Raw genomic sequence first — 15,965 nt, forward strand, 5'->3', positions numbered from 1 at the left:
CTTAGGCCGCCTCTTTCAGCTCTTCGGACCGGCCGCCCGTCGTGGTGGCGGCCTCAACCTCGTCGATCGTCGGGCGGTATTCCACCGAGATACCCTTGCGGCCATGCTCGACGGCAATCTGCGGCAGAGCGCCATTCATGTAGGCGATAAGCGCCTGCTTCACGATCACATAGACACGGGTCTGCTTCTCTCGCGTCGCCTTGACCTTGTTGGCCAGGGGCGACAGGAACGCGTAGGAGATAAAGATGCCGACGAATGTTCCCACCAGGGCGGAGGCGATCAGGCCACCCAGGATCGCGGGTGATTGGTCAATGGCGCCGAGAGCCTTCACGATCCCGAGCACGGCAGCCACAATGCCAAGGGCCGGCAGGGCTTCTGAGACGGTGTTGAGAGAATAATACGGCTTCGTCCGATCCCGCTTGAGGGTCGAGATCTCCTCCTCCATGAGCGCTTCGATCTCGTGGGGACGGGCATTGCCGATGATGATCAGGCGGGCATAGTCGCAGATGAAGAGGGTCAGGTCCTTGTCCTTCAGGACGCTCGGAAACGATTTGAAGATCTCCGATTCCTCAGGCTGATCGATATGCCCCTCGACCTCATTGCGCGGCCTGTTCTTCAACTCCCGCATCAAGGCATAGAGGAGGCCCAGGATCGAGAGGTAGTGCTCCCGCTTGGGGACAGCCCCGGTGATTGCCTCACGGGCGGCGCGTCCGGTGTCCTTCACGAGAGCCATAGGATTGGCAATGATGAAGGTGCCGATCGCGATGCCGCAGATGATTACATATTCCCAAGGCTGCCAGATGACGGCCAAATGTCCGCCCATGGCGACATAGCCGCTGACGAGCGAGCCGATGGCAACTGCCAGTCCGATCAAGACGCCCAATGCCTTAGTCCTCTCTCGAAATCCAACCTGTTGACGATGTCCTAACCGCGGAGGCTTGCGCGAAGCTGGAAAAGCGGGAGCAAGCCTCGTGCAAGGCTGCTCGACTACGGATCCTGCATTGATCATCGGGCCTGCAGCTGCCGCACTCGGCACGCCTCACACGCTGCCTGGTGACATCGGCGTCCCGCAGGGGCGCAGGCTGGAGGAGTTCAGATGCAATCTTCGCTTTATGTGTCGCTGTCCGCCCAAGTGGCCATGGAAAAGCGCCTCAGCACGATTGCGAACAATGTTGCCAACATCAACACGGGCGGCTTTCGCGCGGACGAGGTGAAGTTCGAGGAGATCCTGTCTCTGGCGGCAAAGGAGAACGTGTCCTTCGCGTCGTCCGGCCAGAACTTCGTGTCCCGGCGCACGGGACCTGTCATCAAGACCGACAATCCACTCGATGTCGCGATACAGGGAGAGGCCTGGTTCGCCTTCACCGGTCCCAACGGGCCCGTCTACACGCGGGACGGCCGGTTCAAGATGAATGAGAACGGCGATCTGATGACGGTCGAAGGATTTCAGGTCCTCGATGCAGGCGGCGCTCCTATTGCCCTCGACCCGATGGCAGGAACTCCCACGATCGGCCGGGACGGCACGATCTCCCAGGGCGACAACCAGGTTGGAGCCATCGGCCTCTTCAACCTGAGACCTGACGCCAAGCTCACCCGCTATCGAAATTCGGGCGTGATCTCGAGCGTCCCGGGCGACGTGGTTCAGGACTTCAACTCGAACAGCATCCAGCAGGGCTACAGTGAGGGCTCGAACGTCAATCCGGTTCTGGAAATGACCAAGATGATTGCCGTTCAGAGAAGCTTCGAGAGCGCAGCGACGACGATCCAGGAGAGCGAATCGACCCTCATGGATGCGATCAAGACCCTGGGTCCTAGCACCTGATGGCTGCCATGAATGCCCTGCAGTCGCTTGAAGAGTTCGTTCTCACCGAAGGTGGGGCGCGGCGGAAGGTCAGAATCAGCGGCGTCATCAACGAGGTCACGCCGAGCTATTACCGAGTCGCCGGCCTGTCCCAGTTCGTCAAGCTCGGAGACCGGATCGGGTTTGCAGCACAGGACAAAACCGAGATCGGAGAGGTCGTCCGCATTGACAGTGGCGGCGTCACGGTCAAACCCTTCAACGGAAGGATCGAGGCCGGTCTCGGCATGCCGGCGTTCCTTGCCGGGGATATCGGCTTGAGCCCCGATCACAGCTGGCGCGGCAGAGTGATCAACGCCCTCGGTGAACCGCTGGATGGATCAGGGCCGCTCATTCCGGGCGCGACAACGGTTCAGAACGACGCCGAGCCTCCATCGGCCATGCTACGCTCCAGGGTCAAGGAATCGCTCAGGACCGGCGTCAAGGCGATCGACCTGTTCACACCGATCTGCAAGGGGCAGCGCATCGGCATCTTCGCCGGTTCGGGCGTCGGCAAGTCTACGCTTCTGACCATGCTGGCGAAGTGCGACGGCTTCGACACCATCGTCGTCGCTTTAGTCGGAGAGCGCGGTCGTGAGGTGAGAGAGTTCCTGGAGGGGCCGATCCAGGCCAACCTCCACAAGTCCATCATGGTGGTCTCTACCGGCGACGAAAGCCCGATGATGCGCCGCCAAGCGCCGAGGACGGCCGTGGCGCTGGCGGAATATTTTCGCGATTGCGGCGAATCGGTTTTGCTCATTGTCGACTCCGTGACCCGCTATGCCCATGCGGCTCGCGACGTGGCGCTTGCCGCCGGCGAGCCTGCTGTCGCGCGCGGGTATACACCCAGCGTGTTCAGCGATCTCCCACGTCTTCTCGAGCGCGCCGGGCCGGGAGAGGAGGGCAAGGGAGGGGCGATCACAGGCATCTTCTCGGTGCTGATTGACGGCGACGATCACAATGATCCTGTGGCTGATAACATCCGTGGAACGCTCGACGGGCATATCGTTCTTGATCGCGCCATTGCCGACCAGGGCCGGTACCCGGCCATCAATGTTCTCGGCTCCATCTCACGTTTGGCCGATCACGTATGGTCTCCCGATCAGAAGGAGCTCGTTCGTCGTCTGCGCAGCCTCATCGCGCGATTCGAGGATACGCGCGACCTCCGGCTGATGGGCGGATATCACCCTGGGAACGATCAGGAACTCGATCAGGCCGTGGTGCTCGTCCCAAAGATCTACGAGGCCCTGCGGCAGGATCCGTCGATGCCGGCCAGCCGCGATGCCTTCATGGATCTGGCTCAGATCCTGAGACAATAGCATGAATTCTTCCCCCATCCACAGCATGGCCCAACACAGCTTCGCACAAGCGTCGTGGTGTTTAGTTCAGGCTGAAATCTAGGAGCTATCCATGAGTCTTTATGGCGTTCTTCGTAGCGGCGTCTCTGGCATGAACGCCCAGTCCAACAAGCTGGGGACTGTCGCCGAAAACATCCAGAACTCGAGCACCAATGGATACAAGCGTGCTTCGACGGAGTTCTCGTCGCTTATCCTGCCGTCGAGCGAAGGCAACTACAACTCTGGCTCCGTCACAAGCCGTGTCCGCTACACCATCGCCGATCAGGGGCCAATCGCCTATACGACGTCTCAATCGGATCTTGCGATCTCAGGCAACGGCTTCTTCGTGGTGAGCGACCCAAGTGGGTCCCCCTACCTGACCCGCGCCGGCAACTTCGTTAAAGATGGACGGACAGGCAATCTCGTCAATGCATCGGGCTTCACCCTGATGGGTTATAAGCTCGGGGCGGGCGAAGCTACTCCCTCTTTGAACAGCCTCGACGGCGTCGTGCCCGTGAATATGGCCTCTTTCGCTATGCAGGCCACCGGATCGACAAAGGGAACCTTCAAAGGCAATCTGCCGGATAGTACCATTGCTCTTACCCCCGCGGTCGTCAGCAAGCAATCCTCGCTTCAAGTCTACGACAAGGTCGGCAACCCGATCAAAATCGATATCTCCTTATCGAAGATCAACGACACGCAATGGACCATCAGTGTTGCGAATGGAACGACATCTGACCCGCTGACCCCCATTCCCGCGGCCGGTACGACATCGATGACTCTGACGTTCAATGATGACGGGCAGATCACCGGGCCGTCCGTACTGAATTTTGGCATTCCTGGCGGCGAAGCATTTGCCCTTGATATGAAGGGTATGACGCAGCTGGCCGGCGAGTACAATGTCACCGGCGAGGCCAACGGCAATGCTCCATCCGCTGTGAAGGATGTGGAATTTGCCGCAGATGGCACCGTCTATGCTGTCTATGAGGATGGCACTCGGGTCGGGGCATATCGGATCCCGCTGGCGAACGTGTCGAGCCCGGACAACCTCAGCCCCCGGGCTGGCAACGTCTACGAGACGACGGCGGCTTCCGGCGGCTATCAAGTTGGTTTCCCTGAGATGTCCGGCTTCGGCTCGATCGCTTCAGGAGCCCTGGAAGGATCGAACGTCGATATTGGTACCGAGCTCACGGCGATGATCGAGGCTCAGACCAGCTACACGGCCAATTCGAAGGTCTTCCAGACCGGATCGGAGCTGCTCGACGTTCTGATGAATCTGAAGCGGTAATCTGCATCCTCTTGCCTTAGGGCCATTGATCCATGTCTTTGTCTGTTGCCTACAACACGGCACGTTCATCGCTCCAGGCGTCGCAATCGCAGATGGCGCTTGTGTCGCGCAATACGGCTGGCGCCTCGGACCCAAGCTACTCCCGCAAGATCGGGGCGCTCACCACGACGGGCGGCTTCGCCCGGATCACGGTGCTTCGGGCGAGTGACAGCGCCTTGCTGTCGAAGATGCTGGAGACCACCTCCAGTGCCGCAACCCAGAAGGCCTTGCTCGAAGGGCTGCAAAAGCTCAGCGCCACCATTGGCGACACGGAGCTCGATCAATCGCCGGCGGCTCGCATGGGAGCCCTGAACAGCGCTCTCCAGCAATATGCGAACGCGCCGGACAATCCCAATCTCGCTCAGGCCGTCGTCAAGGCCGCCACGGAGATGGCGACGAGCCTCAACGATGCCACATCCACGGTTCAGGCCGTCCGCCTGGAAGCCGACGGCCAGATCGGGGATTCGGTTGCGCGCATCAACGACCTGCTTCTCAAGTACGAGAAGGCGAACAATCAGGTGATGAGCGGGTCGGCCCTGGGAGCCGACGTGAGCGACGCGATGGATCAGCGCGACAGCCTGATCGCGCAGCTGTCCGAGGAAATCGGCATCACGGTCGTCCCTCGTGCTGGCCATGATGTTGCACTCTACACGGACAGTGGCGTCCCGCTCTTCGACCGGTCTCCGCGGACCGTGACGTTCGCGCGCACGACCGTGTTCGGCCCTGCGGTGTCGGGAGCGGATGTCTTCATTGACGGCATCCGCGTGACGGGCCTGGGCGCGCCGATGCCGCTGAACTCCGGCAACCTTGCTGGGCTGACCCAGCTGCGTGACGATGTCGCCGCAACCTACCAGGGGCAGCTTGACGAGATCGCCCGCACCCTTGTCGAGGCCTTCGCAGAGAAGGATCAGACGGTGCCGCCAGATGTGGACAAGCCTGGTGTCTTCACCTATCCGGCCGGCACAACTGTGCCCGGCTCTCCGGCTCCGATTGGACTCGCTGGAGTGCTGCGGGTGAATGCTGCAGTCAATCCGGCAGAGGGCGGAAAGTTCGAACTGATCCGCGATGGCGGCATCAACGGGGCTAACTACGTCTATAACCGTGCCGATGGCGCAAATGCTTCATTCTCCGGCCGCGTTTCCGGGCTTGTGGATGCCATGTCTGTGAAGCGCCCAATCAATACCGATCTGGGATTCGGCCCTCAGGCGTCGCTTCTCAGCCTCACCTCATCATCGGGGAGTTGGCTTGAGGCGACGCGTCAGAGTGCGCATCAGCGGGTGGAGTATCAGACAACTCTCCTCGGTCACGCATCCGAGGCGCTGTCCAACGCGACGGATGTGAACATGGATGACGAGACCGCGCTCATGCTGCAGTTGGAGAAATCCTATTCCGCTTCGGCCAAGCTGCTCTCCGTTATCGATCAGATGCTCAAGACACTCCTCAGCGTGGTGGGCTAATCCATGAGAACGACTTTTGTCTCGACCCTGGCGCTCTGGAACTCATCCAAAACGTCGCTCGACAAGCTGCAGACAGGCCTTGTGAAGGCAAACAAGGAGCTTGTCACCGGCCGTGAGGCCGATGTGGGCCTGAAGCTCGGCTACAAGACCGGCCAGACTCTGTCCCTGCGCCAGGATCGCGCTGAGATCGACGCCTTGGTCGACAGCAACGCCTCAATCCTGCTCCGGATGAAATCGAGCACGACGGCTCTGGATCAGGTGCGGACCAATGCCGACAAGTTCATGGATGCACTCATCGCGACGCCGCTGAGTTCGTCGAGCCTTTCGACAATCATGTATCAGGCGAAAGCCAATCTCCAAAGCATGACGTCGTCGATGAACAGCACCGTAGGCGGCCAGTACATCTTCGGCGGCATCAACTCGCAGGAGAAGCCGCTCAACGACTACTCGGGCGGAACGCCTGCCCTGCGCCCGGATGTCAGCATTCCTGTATCGGGTTTGTCGACTACTGATGTTATCACGTTCAATGTGGGTGGTGCCCTGGATCAAATCTTCACTGTCACCGGAGAGACCACCGTCGACGATCTCGTCGCGTCCATCAACGCAGCGGTCACGGCAACCACCCTCAGCGGTGTGGAGGCATCCCGCGACCCCGTGACTGGAAACCTCGTGCTGAAATCGACCGATCTGACAGGCAAGACCGATGTGACCGGCTCCTTCACGGATATGGACGGGACCGGGATCCCAGTCGAGGGATCCGTCACGCGAAGCCCTCAAGCCGCGGTTGCCTCAGCCTTCATGTCGACGTTCGGTTTCGGGGTGAATGATGCTGCCGTATCGACGATCACACCCGGCGACATGAAAGCCTTTCTGGACGGGCCTTTTGCGGCGCTTTTCGAAGGCACCAACTGGCAGGACTGGTCGAATGCATCGGGCCAGAACATCCAGAGCAAGATCTCCGCGACGGAAAAGGTGGAGGCATCGACCAACGCCAACGACCGTGGGATCCAGAAGATGGCCATGGCCTACACGATGATCTCAGAACTCGGTCTCGATCGTCTCGGTGAGAGTACCAGGGAAGCCCTCGTCAACAAAGCGATTGCGACCTTCTCCGAGGCCACTACCGGCGTGACCATCATGCAATCGAAGCTTGGAGCCGTTCAGGAGAAGGTCGAGGAGGCTGATGAGCGGATGAGCCTGCAGAAGGATATTCTCGACGCGAAGATCATCCATCTGGAGGCGGTCGACCCGGCCGAGGCGAAGATCAGGGTTGATCGGCTGATGACGCAAATCCAGACGTCCTACTCCCTGACGGCACAACTCAGGACCATGAGCCTGATCAACTATTTGTAATGGGTGGAGTGAAGTATGTACCGTTTTTCCTACGCCGAAGTCATTGAGGACTCCTCCAGAGATTGCCGCGACCGCGAATACCAGCTTTTCGACCAGGCCATTACCATGATGAAGGCGGCCAAAGGCAAGCCGTCACAGTCCCAGGAAATGCTTGAGACCATCGTCTTCGTTCAGCGTCTCTGGACCTACCTGATCAAGGATATCGGACATCCCGATAATGGGCTCCCGGACAAACTGAAGGGGCAGCTCATCTCCATCGGCCTTTGGGTCATGCGCGAGTCCGATCGCGTAGTCCGAGGCGAACACAACAATCTTGAAGCTCTGATTGATATCAATTCTATGATCCAGGAAGGCCTGAAATGAAAGCGAAGATGCGGTTTTCCCTCAAGGCGGGCGAGCGGATTTTCATCAATGGCGCGGTGCTGACGGTGAGCCAGAAGGTCACCTTAAGTCTTCTGAACGAAGCGCGCTTCCTCCTGGAGAGCCACGTGCTTCAGGTCACGGAGGCAACCACGCCGATGCGTCAGCTCTACTTCGTTGCGCAGTCCATCCTGATCAACCCTCAGGAAGCCGACAAGGTGATGGGCGCCTTCCGCAAGCTGTATGCCTCGATCCTTCTGACCGCTGCAGATGAGCCCACGAAGGAGGCCCTTAGCAGGACCGGTGATCTGGTCGAAGCGGGCCGGATCTTCGAGGCTCTCAAGCTCATCAGAACTCTGTTCGAGCCGGAGGAGCGCTCCGTCGCCCCAGTCACTGCAGCCGTTCAGGCCGCCTAACCGGGAATATTGTGATGAATGTGACCTCTGTATCATCGTCTATCGCAAACCGGTCGAGTGCGACCGGCCAGGCGACCGCCACGGCGACCTATGACAACTTCCTGAAGCTCCTGATGGCCCAGATGAAAAATCAGGACCCCACGGAACCCATGAAGTCCACCGAGTATATGGCTCAGCTCGCAACCTTCTCCCAGGTCGAGCAGACCGTGCAGAGCAATGCCAAGCTCGATGCGCTGCTCGCATCATCGGCTCTGGACCAAGCCGGCAGTGTGATCGGCCGGACTGTGACGACGGCAGACGGCAAGACCTCCGGCAAGGTGGAATCGGTGTTCATCACCAACGAGGGCGCCGTCGCCAAGCTGACCGGTGGCGCCAACGTTCTGCTCGGCCCAGGTATCGTGGTGAGCTGACATGAACGAAGTCGACGCCCTGGAACTGGTCCGCGCCGCGATCTGGACCGTCATCATCGGAGCAGGTCCTGCCGTGGCCGCCGCCATGGTGATCGGCATCGTTATCGCCCTCGTCCAGGCGTTGACCCAGATCCAGGAGGTCACCCTTACGTTCATCCCGAAAATCATCGCGATTCTGGTCGTCACGCTGATAACGGGTTCCTTCGTCGGCTCCCAGATCTTCGCCTTCACAGAACTTGTCTACGGCCGGATTGTAACAGGGTTCTAAGAGCCGAGGCCCTTTTGCTCATCGGGAACAGCGGCATTCTCCTGCTCCCGATGGCTTGCGACCTCCGCGCAAGCTTCGTGGTGCATCTGTCAGGCTCAACGTTCAATCGGTGAGCTGACAGGCACATGGAAGCAGTTCAAACTACAGCGCTGAGCCGCGGCAGGGATGTGGCCTTCGCCGGCGGCGTGATCGCCATTCTCGCCATTCTCTTCCTGCCGATTCCTCCTCTGCTGATCGACATGGGCCTTGCCCTCTCGGTCGCCATGTCGGTCCTGATCCTGATGGTGGCTCTCTGGATTCAGAAGCCGCTGGAATTCTCGGCCTTTCCGACGGTCCTCCTCATCGTGACCCTGTTGCGGCTTGCCCTCAGCATCGCGTCGACCCGCCTGATCCTCTCCGACGGCCATAAGGGCATCGATGCGGCCGGGCATGTGATCAGCGGCTTCTCCCAATTCGTGATGAGCGGCGACTTCGTCATCGGTATCGTCGTCTTCATCATTCTCATCACCGTCAACTTCCTGGTCATCACCAAGGGCGCTACCCGAATCGCGGAGGTCGGCGCCCGCTTCACCCTCGATGCCATTCCCGGCAAGCAGATGGCCATTGACGCGGATCTGTCCGCAGGCCTGATCGACGAGAAGGAAGCCCAGAAGCGGCGGCGGGAACTCGAGGAGGAAAGCGCCTTCTTCGGCTCCATGGACGGTGCCTCCAAGTTCGTCCGCGGCGAGGCCATCGCAAGCCTGATCACGATTGCGGTCAACATCTTCGGCGGGATCATCATCGGTGTCACCCGGCATGGCATGCCGTTGTCGAAAGCTGCAGACGTCTTCACGCAGCTCTCCGTGGGTGACGGCCTCGTCAGCCAGATCCCGGCCTTGGTGGTCTCCCTCGCGGCCGGCCTTCTCGTCTCGAAGGGCGGCACGCGCGGGCAGGCGCAGGAGGCGGTTCTCGATCAGCTGGGAGCCTATCCGCGGGCCTTGATGGTGTCCGCTGCCCTGATGTTCGTATTCGCCATCATGCCTGGCCTTCCCATGATCCCCTTCCTGGCGCTGGGCGGCTGCATGGGCTTCATCGCCTATTCGATCCCGAGGCAGAGAGCCGACCTGGAAGCCAAGGCTAAGGTCAAGGTCGCCGAGGAGCAGCAGAAGAATCTTCTGGAGTCGCGGGATTCGGTGAAGGAGTCCCTGAAGCTGGCAGAAATCGAGGTATGCCTCGGCAAGCATCTCGCGTCCTACCTCGCAAGCTCACATGGGGATCTTGCGCACCGCGTCAGCAAGATGCGCAAGAAGTTCGCCCAGGATTACGGCTTCGTTCTTCCGGATGTGAAGCTCTCCGACAGCCTGATGATTCCGCCCAAAAGCTATCAGATCAAGATCCACGGAACCGTAGTGGCGACGCAGGAGATCCGGCCGGGCGATCTTCTCGTCGTGCTCGGTGACGGCCCGATGCCGGACGTTCCGGGCGACGAGGTCCGCGAACCTGCCTTTGGAATGAAGGCCCTGTGGATCTCCGACGTCTATGTCAGCGAGATCAAGCGGCAGGGCTTCACGGCAGTCGACGGCGGTTCGGTCCTGCTCACGCATCTGAGCGAGGTGATCCGCAACAACCTGCCGCAGCTTCTCTCCTACAAGGACGTTCGCAATCTCCTGGATGGCCTCGACACGGAGTATAAGCGGCTGCTCGATGATATTTGCCCATCGCAGATCTCCTATTCAGGTCTCCAGGCCGTGCTGAAGCTCCTGCTGGCGGAGCGGGTCTCGATCCGGAACCTGAGCCTCATTCTCGAGGCGATTGCCGAGATTGCCCCGCATGCGCGCAGGGCCGAGCAGCTGGTCGAGCATGTTCGGGTGCGCATTGCACAGCAGATCTGCGGCGATCTCGCGGATGGAGGCGCCCTCAACGTGCTGCGTCTGGGCAACAAGTGGGACATCGCCTTCCATCAGAGCCTCAAGCGGGATGCCAAGGGGGACGTGGTCGAGTTCGATATCGACCCACGCCTCGTGGAGCAGTTCGGCGGCGAGGCCTCCGACGCGATCAAGACCCGGATGGGACAGGTCCAGAACTTCGCCATCGTGACTGCGCCGGACGCGCGCCCCTATGTGCGGATGATCATCGAGCGCATGTTCTCGTCGCTGCCCGTGCTATCCCACCTGGAAATTGCGCGCGGCGTGGAGGTCAATTCCCTTGGGACGATCTCGTGACCCAAGCCTCCTCCGAGATTTTGCTCGGGATCTTCCTGATCTTCTGCCGGGTTGGCGGCTGTCTGCTCATTGCCCCTGGCTTCTCAAGCTTCCGCATCCCAATGCAGGTTCGCCTGTTCATTGCCCTGACGACAAGTCTCGCCCTGGCTCCCGTCCTGCTGACGAGGATCAACAATGGCGTGACCGACCTCGCGCCCGCCACGATGCTCGTCTCGATTGGGTCCGAACTGCTGACTGGCCTTCTGATCGGGTTGCTGGGACGGGTCTACTTTCTGGCCTTGCAGACCATGCTGAGTGCCGTCGCCATGGCGCTAAGCCTCGGCGGCATGCCCGGAACGCCTATCGATGAGGCTGAGCCTCTTCCGCCGATCAGTTCCTTCATCATGATGGCGGCAACGGCGATCCTGTTCTTTTCCGACCTGCATTGGGAACTCTATCGCGGCATCGTAGAATCCTATACGCGGCTGCCGATGGGCGTGGGTTTCGGAACACGTTTGTCTCTGAACCAACTGGTGGACCAGATCACCGCGGCCTTCGTTCTGGCCCTCAGGATCAGCAGTCCGTTCATTCTCTACTCTGTCATCGTCAACCTGGCAGTGGGACTTACCAACAAGCTGACACCGCAGATCCCGGTTTACTTCCTGGCAACACCCTTCATCATGCTCGGCGGCCTCTTCATCATGTACTTTGCCGTTCAGGATTACGTTCTCCTCTTCATCGATGCCTTATCCGTCTGGCTTAAAAACGGATAACCGGCATGAAACAACGCATCAAGAAAATGAACCGCATTCTGAAGGTTCAGGAGCGTCTCAAGCAGGAGGCCGAGCTGAAAGTCTCTCTTCTTGAAAAGGAGGCCGCAGAGCTGAGAACGGCGCAGGAGGCGATCATTCACTCGATGAACGACCATGATACGCTCCATGGCCTGTTCGTGGATGTGGCCGCCAAGCGATTGCAGGCTCTTTCGACTCAGGAAGGCCATGTCGAAAAGGCGAAGGTCGCCCAGAAGGCCGTCGCTCTCGATAAAGCCATGCAGGCGAAGCGGACGGAGAAGATGCTGACGAACCTCAAAGGTCAGGATCGGCGTGAAACGGAGAAGAAGGATCTCGCTTCGATCCTTGAGACGCTTGCAAAGGGCAGCCGCGCAAGCTTCCCGTAAGCTAGCCGTTGTAGAAAAAGCCGAACGCAAGAACCGAGAGTGACGCGATGGCGATCAGCCCGCCCTCAGATATTATCAACGACGTTGCCAGAGCGGCCGACCCGGCTCGCCTCCAAGCTGCGTCGCGCAAGCTCACGGAGGGGGCTTCGCCTGCGGAAGGCGCGAGCTTCGACGACGCCATCAAGGAGGCCGCGGACAAGCCTCTCATGATGCCAGGCGCCGACATCTATTCCCTGCGTAACTCGCTGCGCAATGATGCCGAGACTGCAAACGCCGAGAAGGTGCGCAAGGCCCATCAGGATTTCGAGGCTTACATTCTGCAAACCTTCGTCGAGTCGATGCTGCCTAAGGATGCCGAGAACACCTACGGCAAGGGCAATGCGGGCTCGATCTGGAAGTCCATGCTGGCCGAGCAGATCGGCGGCCAGTTGTCGAAGGCTGGCGGTATCGGGATCGCGGAGAGGCTTCTCAACGCTCGAAAGCATGGTTCGTCCGCTGCCGCCCCACAGGGAGCGGCCCAATCGATGAATACCCTGCTCGGCAAGGTGTAGAGCTGGTCGCCAGAAATCATTCGAACAGAGGAATATGCCCATGCTGATGAAATCGCTGGACCGGCTTGAAGAGACGCTCGACATGGAAACGTCGGCGCTCATGGCGCGGGACCTCTCCAATCTGGATGAGTTCAACCGCCGCAAGAGCCAATGCCTTCTTGAGATCAGCCGCATCGTTCGGACGGCTGAGATCAGCGCCCTAGATCCTAAAGCGACGAAGCGCCTACAGAACCTGCAGGGCAAGATCGAGCAGAACCAGGATATTCTCCGGCGTCACATGCATGCCGTTCAGGAGGTCGCAAGCATCATCTCGAACGCAATCCAGAAAGCCGAGTCCGACAGCACCTATTCGGCTCATGTGGCCAAGACAGGGTACGGCGCATGATCAAGAACGTGATGGCGGGTTTCTGGGTCTGCGCCGTCACGCTGGCCTCGTGCTATGCGGCGGTGACTTGGACCGTCGGAAAGGCGCCTGTCGAGGACAAGGGAAGCTATGAAGGCCTGCAGTACAAGAAGCTGCCGCCAATGAACATTCCGGTCATCGCCGAGGGAGCCGTCCAGGGATACGTGATCGCCAACCTCGTCTTCACGGCCGATGCCAAGACATTGCGGGAGATTTCGATCCCTCCGGAAGCCTTCATTCAGGATGAGGTCTTCCGGCATGTCTATGCCGATGAGACCCTCGATTTCAAGAAGCTGTCCCGCTACAATGTCAATGGGATGATCAGCAACGTTCGAGAGAAAATCAACAAACGTCTGGGTGCCGAGATCGTCAAGGAAATCCTTGTCGAAAATTTCAACTTCGTCGACAAGTCTGCCATTCGCTCCTAGCGGTAGGCGCTCCACCAGGAGCCGAACTGCACGGGAACAGGAAATTTTTTCAAATGAATTATTGCTTGATCATTGATGACTCCCGGGTCATCCGGAAGGTCTCCCGCGAAGTTGCTGAAGGGTTGTCCTTCCGCGTTGCTGAGGCGGAGAACGGTGAGGTGGGCCTCCAGGCGTGCCAGGCAGAGATGCCGGATGTGATCCTCCTGGACTGGAACATGCCCGTCATGGACGGATACAGCTTCCTCAAGCATCTGCGTGCGACGCCGGAGGGTCAGGCCCCGAAGGTCGTGTTCTGCACGACAGAGAACGATATCGATCGTATCACGCGGGCTTTGGATGCAGGCGCGGACGAGTACATCATGAAGCCGTTCGACAGGGATATTCTTGCCGCCAAGTTCCAGGAACTTGGTGTTCTCCCCGCCTCCCATTCAGCGTGACATCATGTCGATAGCTCCTGTCATTCAGCCTGGTCCTGCTCAGAACAGGGCCACCCGCGTCATGATCGTTGACGACAGCGCTGTCATCCGCGGGATGATCGCCCGCTGGCTCACCGAGGCTGGAGGCTTCGAGATCGTCGCCACGGCATCCAACGGACGCATGGCGGTGGACGCCGCCGAGCGCTCCAAGCCCGAGATCATCCTCCTCGATATCGAGATGCCGGAGGTCGACGGCCTCGCGGCTCTTCCGATGATCCTCAAGGTGCATCCGGCGAGCAAGGTCATTGTCATATCGACCCTGACACTGAGGAATGCGGAAATCTCGCTGAAGTGCCTCTCTCTGGGGGCGGTCGATTACCTGGCGAAGCCGGAAAGCGCCCGCGCGGCAGGTGCGGCGGCCGACTTCCAGCGTGATCTCATTGCGAAGCTGCGCGCCCTTGGCGAGGCGAAGGGCCGTCAGGCGAGAACGCTGTCACCGGCCTTCCCGATCCTCTCGACGGCACCCGCTCTGCCTGGTGCGAAGCCCGGTACGGTGAGGCCGCAATGCCTGCTGATCGGATCGTCCACCGGCGGTCCTCGTGCGGTCGAACGGGTTCTGCTCGATCTTAAGCCTGCCCTTTCGGGCATTCCGGTGCTGATCGTGCAGCATATGCCGGCCATGTTCACGGCGGTCTTTGCCGAGCACCTGCAATCCTTCCTCTCCGTTCCGGCCCGTGAGGCCAGGGATGGTGATGCCGTTACTCCCGGCACCATCCTCGTCGCTCCCGGCGGGCGTCACATGGGTGTGGTCTCGTCCGGCGGAAAAGCGGTCATCCGGCTGAACGACGGGCCGGCTGAGAATTTCTGCCGCCCCGCGGTCGACGTCCTCTTCAGGGAAGCCGCCGGCGTGTTCGGGGCCTCCGCCATTGCGGCCGTGCTCACGGGCATGGGGTCTGATGGAACGCACGGAGCGCGCCATCTCATCAAGGCAGGCGCCACAGTAATTGCGCAGAACGAAGCCACGAGCATCGTCTGGGGAATGCCGGGAAGCATCGTCAAGGCCGGCTTGGCCCATGAGATCCTTCCCCTGGAATCCATCGGCCGCTCTCTGAAGGGCCACATCACCGGATCCGCAAAATGACCGAGGCCGAATTCGACGCTCTGCGCGCCTTTCTCAAAACCCGCTCGGGCCTGGCGCTGTCTCCGGACAAGCGATACCTGGTGGAGAGCCGTCTCTCGTCGGTCTGCACGCGCTTCAAGATCGACAGCCTGTCGCACCTGGTGCGTGAGATCAGGGCAGGGCGGTCGGTTGCCCTGGAGAAGGCAACCGTCGAGGCGATGACCACGAACGAAACCTTCTTCTTCCGGGACAAGGGGCCGTTCGATCTCTTCCAGGACGTCCTGCTGCCGAAATACCTGAAGGAGCGCGCCTCGACCCGCAGGCTCCGGATCTGGTGCGCGGCAGCCTCCACGGGCCAGGAGCCGTATTCTCTTGCCATGCTGCTCAAGGAAGCCGCTCCGCGCATGCCGGGCTGGCACATCGACATTGTGGCCTCGGACATCTCCACTGAAGTTTTGGAGAAGGCGAAGGCCGGTTTCTACAACCAGTTCGAGGTGCAGCGCGGCCTGCCAATCCGCTTACTGGTGAAATACTTCACGCAGGTGGGCGACCAGTGGCAGATCGCGCCCGAGATCCGCGCGATGGTGGATTACCGCTACCTGAACCTGATCGAGGACTTCAATCGCCTGGGTCAGTTCGACATCGTCTATTGCCGCAACGTGCTGATCTATTTCGATCCCAACTTGAAGGCCGACGTGCTGCGCCGGATCGCAAACATCATGGCGCCAGACGGATCCCTGCTGCTCGGCGCCTCGGAGACGGTGCTCGGTGTGACCGACGCGCTGACCCTCGATCCGGCTCATCGGGGATTGTATTCAAAGAACGCTGCGAGCGCTGCTCCGAAGATGTTTGCTGTCGGCGGGCGGTAAATCAGCGTCTGGATACGCATGCGTCAAAGTTTTTGCTGTCTCAAGCGCTTCGTTCG

The 15,965-nt window shown here is 60.0% G+C and carries 19 protein-coding genes; 18 read left to right on the forward strand and 1 reads right to left on the reverse strand.

Annotation, left to right across the window (positions count from 1 at the left end; all coding sequences use genetic code 11):
- Nucleotide 1: 1 nt before the first annotated feature.
- Nucleotides 2-883 carry a flagellar motor stator protein MotA gene (gene motA / locus JKL45_RS03485; protein ID WP_201859710.1) on the reverse strand — a complete coding sequence of 294 codons (882 nt, stop codon included), beginning with the start codon at nt 881-883 and terminating at the stop codon, nt 2-4.
- A 213-nt stretch (nt 884-1,096) separates the two neighbouring features.
- On the opposite strand from motA, the gene flgF reads away from it, so the two are divergent.
- The 18 genes from flgF (at nt 1,097) to JKL45_RS03575 (ending at nt 15,909) form a co-directional block, all read left to right on the forward strand.
- A complete protein-coding gene (gene flgF, locus JKL45_RS03490) occupies nt 1,097-1,822 on the forward strand; it encodes a flagellar basal-body rod protein FlgF (protein ID WP_201859711.1) in 726 nt (241 codons plus the stop codon).
- An 8-nt stretch (nt 1,823-1,830) separates the two neighbouring features.
- Nucleotides 1,831-3,156 (forward strand): flagellar protein export ATPase FliI, encoded by a 1,326-nt coding sequence (fliI, locus tag JKL45_RS03495; RefSeq protein ID WP_201859712.1) that lies wholly within the window; start codon nt 1,831-1,833, stop codon nt 3,154-3,156.
- 91 nt (nt 3,157-3,247) lie between these two features.
- Nucleotides 3,248-4,462: a flagellar hook protein FlgE gene (locus JKL45_RS03500; protein ID WP_201859713.1), complete on the forward strand. Its 1,215-nt coding sequence runs from the start codon at nt 3,248-3,250 to the stop codon at nt 4,460-4,462.
- Nucleotides 4,463-4,494: 32 nt separating this feature from the next.
- On the forward strand, nt 4,495-5,958 hold the full coding sequence (flgK, locus tag JKL45_RS03505) for a flagellar hook-associated protein FlgK (protein WP_201859714.1): 1,464 nt from the start codon (nt 4,495-4,497) through the stop codon (nt 5,956-5,958).
- A 3-nt stretch (nt 5,959-5,961) separates the two neighbouring features.
- Nucleotides 5,962-7,311 carry a flagellin gene (locus JKL45_RS03510; protein ID WP_201859715.1) on the forward strand — a complete coding sequence of 450 codons (1,350 nt, stop codon included), beginning with the start codon at nt 5,962-5,964 and terminating at the stop codon, nt 7,309-7,311.
- A 15-nt stretch (nt 7,312-7,326) separates the two neighbouring features.
- Nucleotides 7,327-7,674: a flagellar biosynthesis regulator FlaF gene (gene flaF / locus JKL45_RS03515; RefSeq protein WP_201859716.1), complete on the forward strand. Its 348-nt coding sequence runs from the start codon at nt 7,327-7,329 to the stop codon at nt 7,672-7,674.
- Entirely contained in the window at nt 7,671-8,087 is a 417-nt protein-coding gene (gene flbT / locus JKL45_RS03520; protein WP_201859717.1) for a flagellar biosynthesis repressor FlbT, read from the forward strand. Before flaF ends, flbT begins: the two co-directional genes overlap by 4 nt.
- A gap of 14 nt (nt 8,088-8,101) precedes the next feature.
- On the forward strand, nt 8,102-8,497 hold the full coding sequence (gene flgD / locus JKL45_RS03525) for a flagellar hook assembly protein FlgD (protein WP_201859718.1): 396 nt from the start codon (nt 8,102-8,104) through the stop codon (nt 8,495-8,497).
- A 1-nt stretch (nt 8,498) separates the two neighbouring features.
- The gene (locus tag JKL45_RS03530; protein WP_201859719.1) at nt 8,499-8,765 is read left to right on the forward strand and encodes a flagellar biosynthetic protein FliQ; all 267 of its coding nucleotides are present in this window, start codon (nt 8,499-8,501) and stop codon (nt 8,763-8,765) included.
- 125 nt (nt 8,766-8,890) lie between these two features.
- Nucleotides 8,891-10,966 (forward strand): flagellar biosynthesis protein FlhA, encoded by a 2,076-nt coding sequence (flhA, locus tag JKL45_RS03535; RefSeq protein ID WP_201859720.1) that lies wholly within the window; start codon nt 8,891-8,893, stop codon nt 10,964-10,966.
- On the forward strand, nt 10,963-11,718 hold the full coding sequence (gene fliR / locus JKL45_RS03540; protein WP_201859721.1) for a flagellar biosynthesis protein FliR: 756 nt from the start codon (nt 10,963-10,965) through the stop codon (nt 11,716-11,718). The genes flhA and fliR overlap by 4 nt, the downstream gene beginning before the upstream one ends.
- A 5-nt stretch (nt 11,719-11,723) precedes the next feature.
- Nucleotides 11,724-12,122, forward strand: a complete 399-nt coding sequence (locus tag JKL45_RS03545) for a hypothetical protein (RefSeq protein ID WP_201859722.1) — start codon at nt 11,724-11,726, stop codon at nt 12,120-12,122.
- A gap of 47 nt (nt 12,123-12,169) precedes the next feature.
- Nucleotides 12,170-12,673, forward strand: a complete 504-nt coding sequence (locus JKL45_RS03550) for a rod-binding protein (RefSeq protein ID WP_201859723.1) — start codon at nt 12,170-12,172, stop codon at nt 12,671-12,673.
- Between the two features lie 40 nt (nt 12,674-12,713).
- Complete coding sequence (locus JKL45_RS03555) at nt 12,714-13,058, forward strand: magnesium transporter CorA family protein (protein ID WP_201859724.1); 345 nt, start codon at nt 12,714-12,716, stop codon at nt 13,056-13,058.
- On the forward strand, nt 13,055-13,504 hold the full coding sequence (locus JKL45_RS03560; RefSeq protein ID WP_201859725.1) for a hypothetical protein: 450 nt from the start codon (nt 13,055-13,057) through the stop codon (nt 13,502-13,504). Before JKL45_RS03555 ends, JKL45_RS03560 begins: the two co-directional genes overlap by 4 nt.
- A 53-nt stretch (nt 13,505-13,557) precedes the next feature.
- On the forward strand, nt 13,558-13,941 hold the full coding sequence (locus JKL45_RS03565; RefSeq protein WP_201859726.1) for a response regulator: 384 nt from the start codon (nt 13,558-13,560) through the stop codon (nt 13,939-13,941).
- A 4-nt stretch (nt 13,942-13,945) separates the two neighbouring features.
- Complete coding sequence (locus JKL45_RS03570; protein ID WP_201859727.1) at nt 13,946-15,061, forward strand: protein-glutamate methylesterase/protein-glutamine glutaminase; 1,116 nt, start codon at nt 13,946-13,948, stop codon at nt 15,059-15,061.
- On the forward strand, nt 15,058-15,909 hold the full coding sequence (locus tag JKL45_RS03575; protein ID WP_201859728.1) for a CheR family methyltransferase: 852 nt from the start codon (nt 15,058-15,060) through the stop codon (nt 15,907-15,909). Before JKL45_RS03570 ends, JKL45_RS03575 begins: the two co-directional genes overlap by 4 nt.
- Nucleotides 15,910-15,965 lie beyond the last annotated feature (56 nt).

Source organism: Microvirga soli, from assembly GCF_016734765.1.
In the GTDB taxonomy this organism is placed as follows: Bacteria; Pseudomonadota; Alphaproteobacteria; order Rhizobiales; family Beijerinckiaceae; genus Microvirga; species Microvirga soli.

Bases quoted from the DNA above. Each gene is read 5' to 3' on its own strand.
- flgF (WP_201859711.1), top strand. From the start codon at position 1,097: ATGCAATCTTCGCTTTATGTGTCGCTGTCCGCCCAAGTGGCCATGGAA.
- JKL45_RS03550 (WP_201859723.1), top strand. From the start codon at position 12,170: ATGGCGATCAGCCCGCCCTCAGATATTATCAACGACGTTGCCAGAGCG.
- JKL45_RS03560 (WP_201859725.1), top strand. From the start codon at position 13,055: ATGATCAAGAACGTGATGGCGGGTTTCTGGGTCTGCGCCGTCACGCTG.
- JKL45_RS03530 (WP_201859719.1), top strand. From the start codon at position 8,499: ATGAACGAAGTCGACGCCCTGGAACTGGTCCGCGCCGCGATCTGGACC.
- JKL45_RS03545 (WP_201859722.1), top strand. From the start codon at position 11,724: ATGAAACAACGCATCAAGAAAATGAACCGCATTCTGAAGGTTCAGGAG.
- JKL45_RS03570 (WP_201859727.1), top strand. From the start codon at position 13,946: ATGTCGATAGCTCCTGTCATTCAGCCTGGTCCTGCTCAGAACAGGGCC.
- JKL45_RS03565 (WP_201859726.1), top strand. From the start codon at position 13,558: ATGAATTATTGCTTGATCATTGATGACTCCCGGGTCATCCGGAAGGTC.
- flbT (WP_201859717.1), top strand. From the start codon at position 7,671: ATGAAAGCGAAGATGCGGTTTTCCCTCAAGGCGGGCGAGCGGATTTTC.
- flgK (WP_201859714.1), top strand. From the start codon at position 4,495: ATGTCTTTGTCTGTTGCCTACAACACGGCACGTTCATCGCTCCAGGCG.
- flhA (WP_201859720.1), top strand. From the start codon at position 8,891: ATGGAAGCAGTTCAAACTACAGCGCTGAGCCGCGGCAGGGATGTGGCC.
- JKL45_RS03575 (WP_201859728.1), top strand. From the start codon at position 15,058: ATGACCGAGGCCGAATTCGACGCTCTGCGCGCCTTTCTCAAAACCCGC.
- flgD (WP_201859718.1), top strand. From the start codon at position 8,102: ATGAATGTGACCTCTGTATCATCGTCTATCGCAAACCGGTCGAGTGCG.
- JKL45_RS03500 (WP_201859713.1), top strand. From the start codon at position 3,248: ATGAGTCTTTATGGCGTTCTTCGTAGCGGCGTCTCTGGCATGAACGCC.
- fliI (WP_201859712.1), top strand. From the start codon at position 1,831: ATGAATGCCCTGCAGTCGCTTGAAGAGTTCGTTCTCACCGAAGGTGGG.
- flaF (WP_201859716.1), top strand. From the start codon at position 7,327: ATGTACCGTTTTTCCTACGCCGAAGTCATTGAGGACTCCTCCAGAGAT.
- JKL45_RS03555 (WP_201859724.1), top strand. From the start codon at position 12,714: ATGCTGATGAAATCGCTGGACCGGCTTGAAGAGACGCTCGACATGGAA.
- JKL45_RS03510 (WP_201859715.1), top strand. From the start codon at position 5,962: ATGAGAACGACTTTTGTCTCGACCCTGGCGCTCTGGAACTCATCCAAA.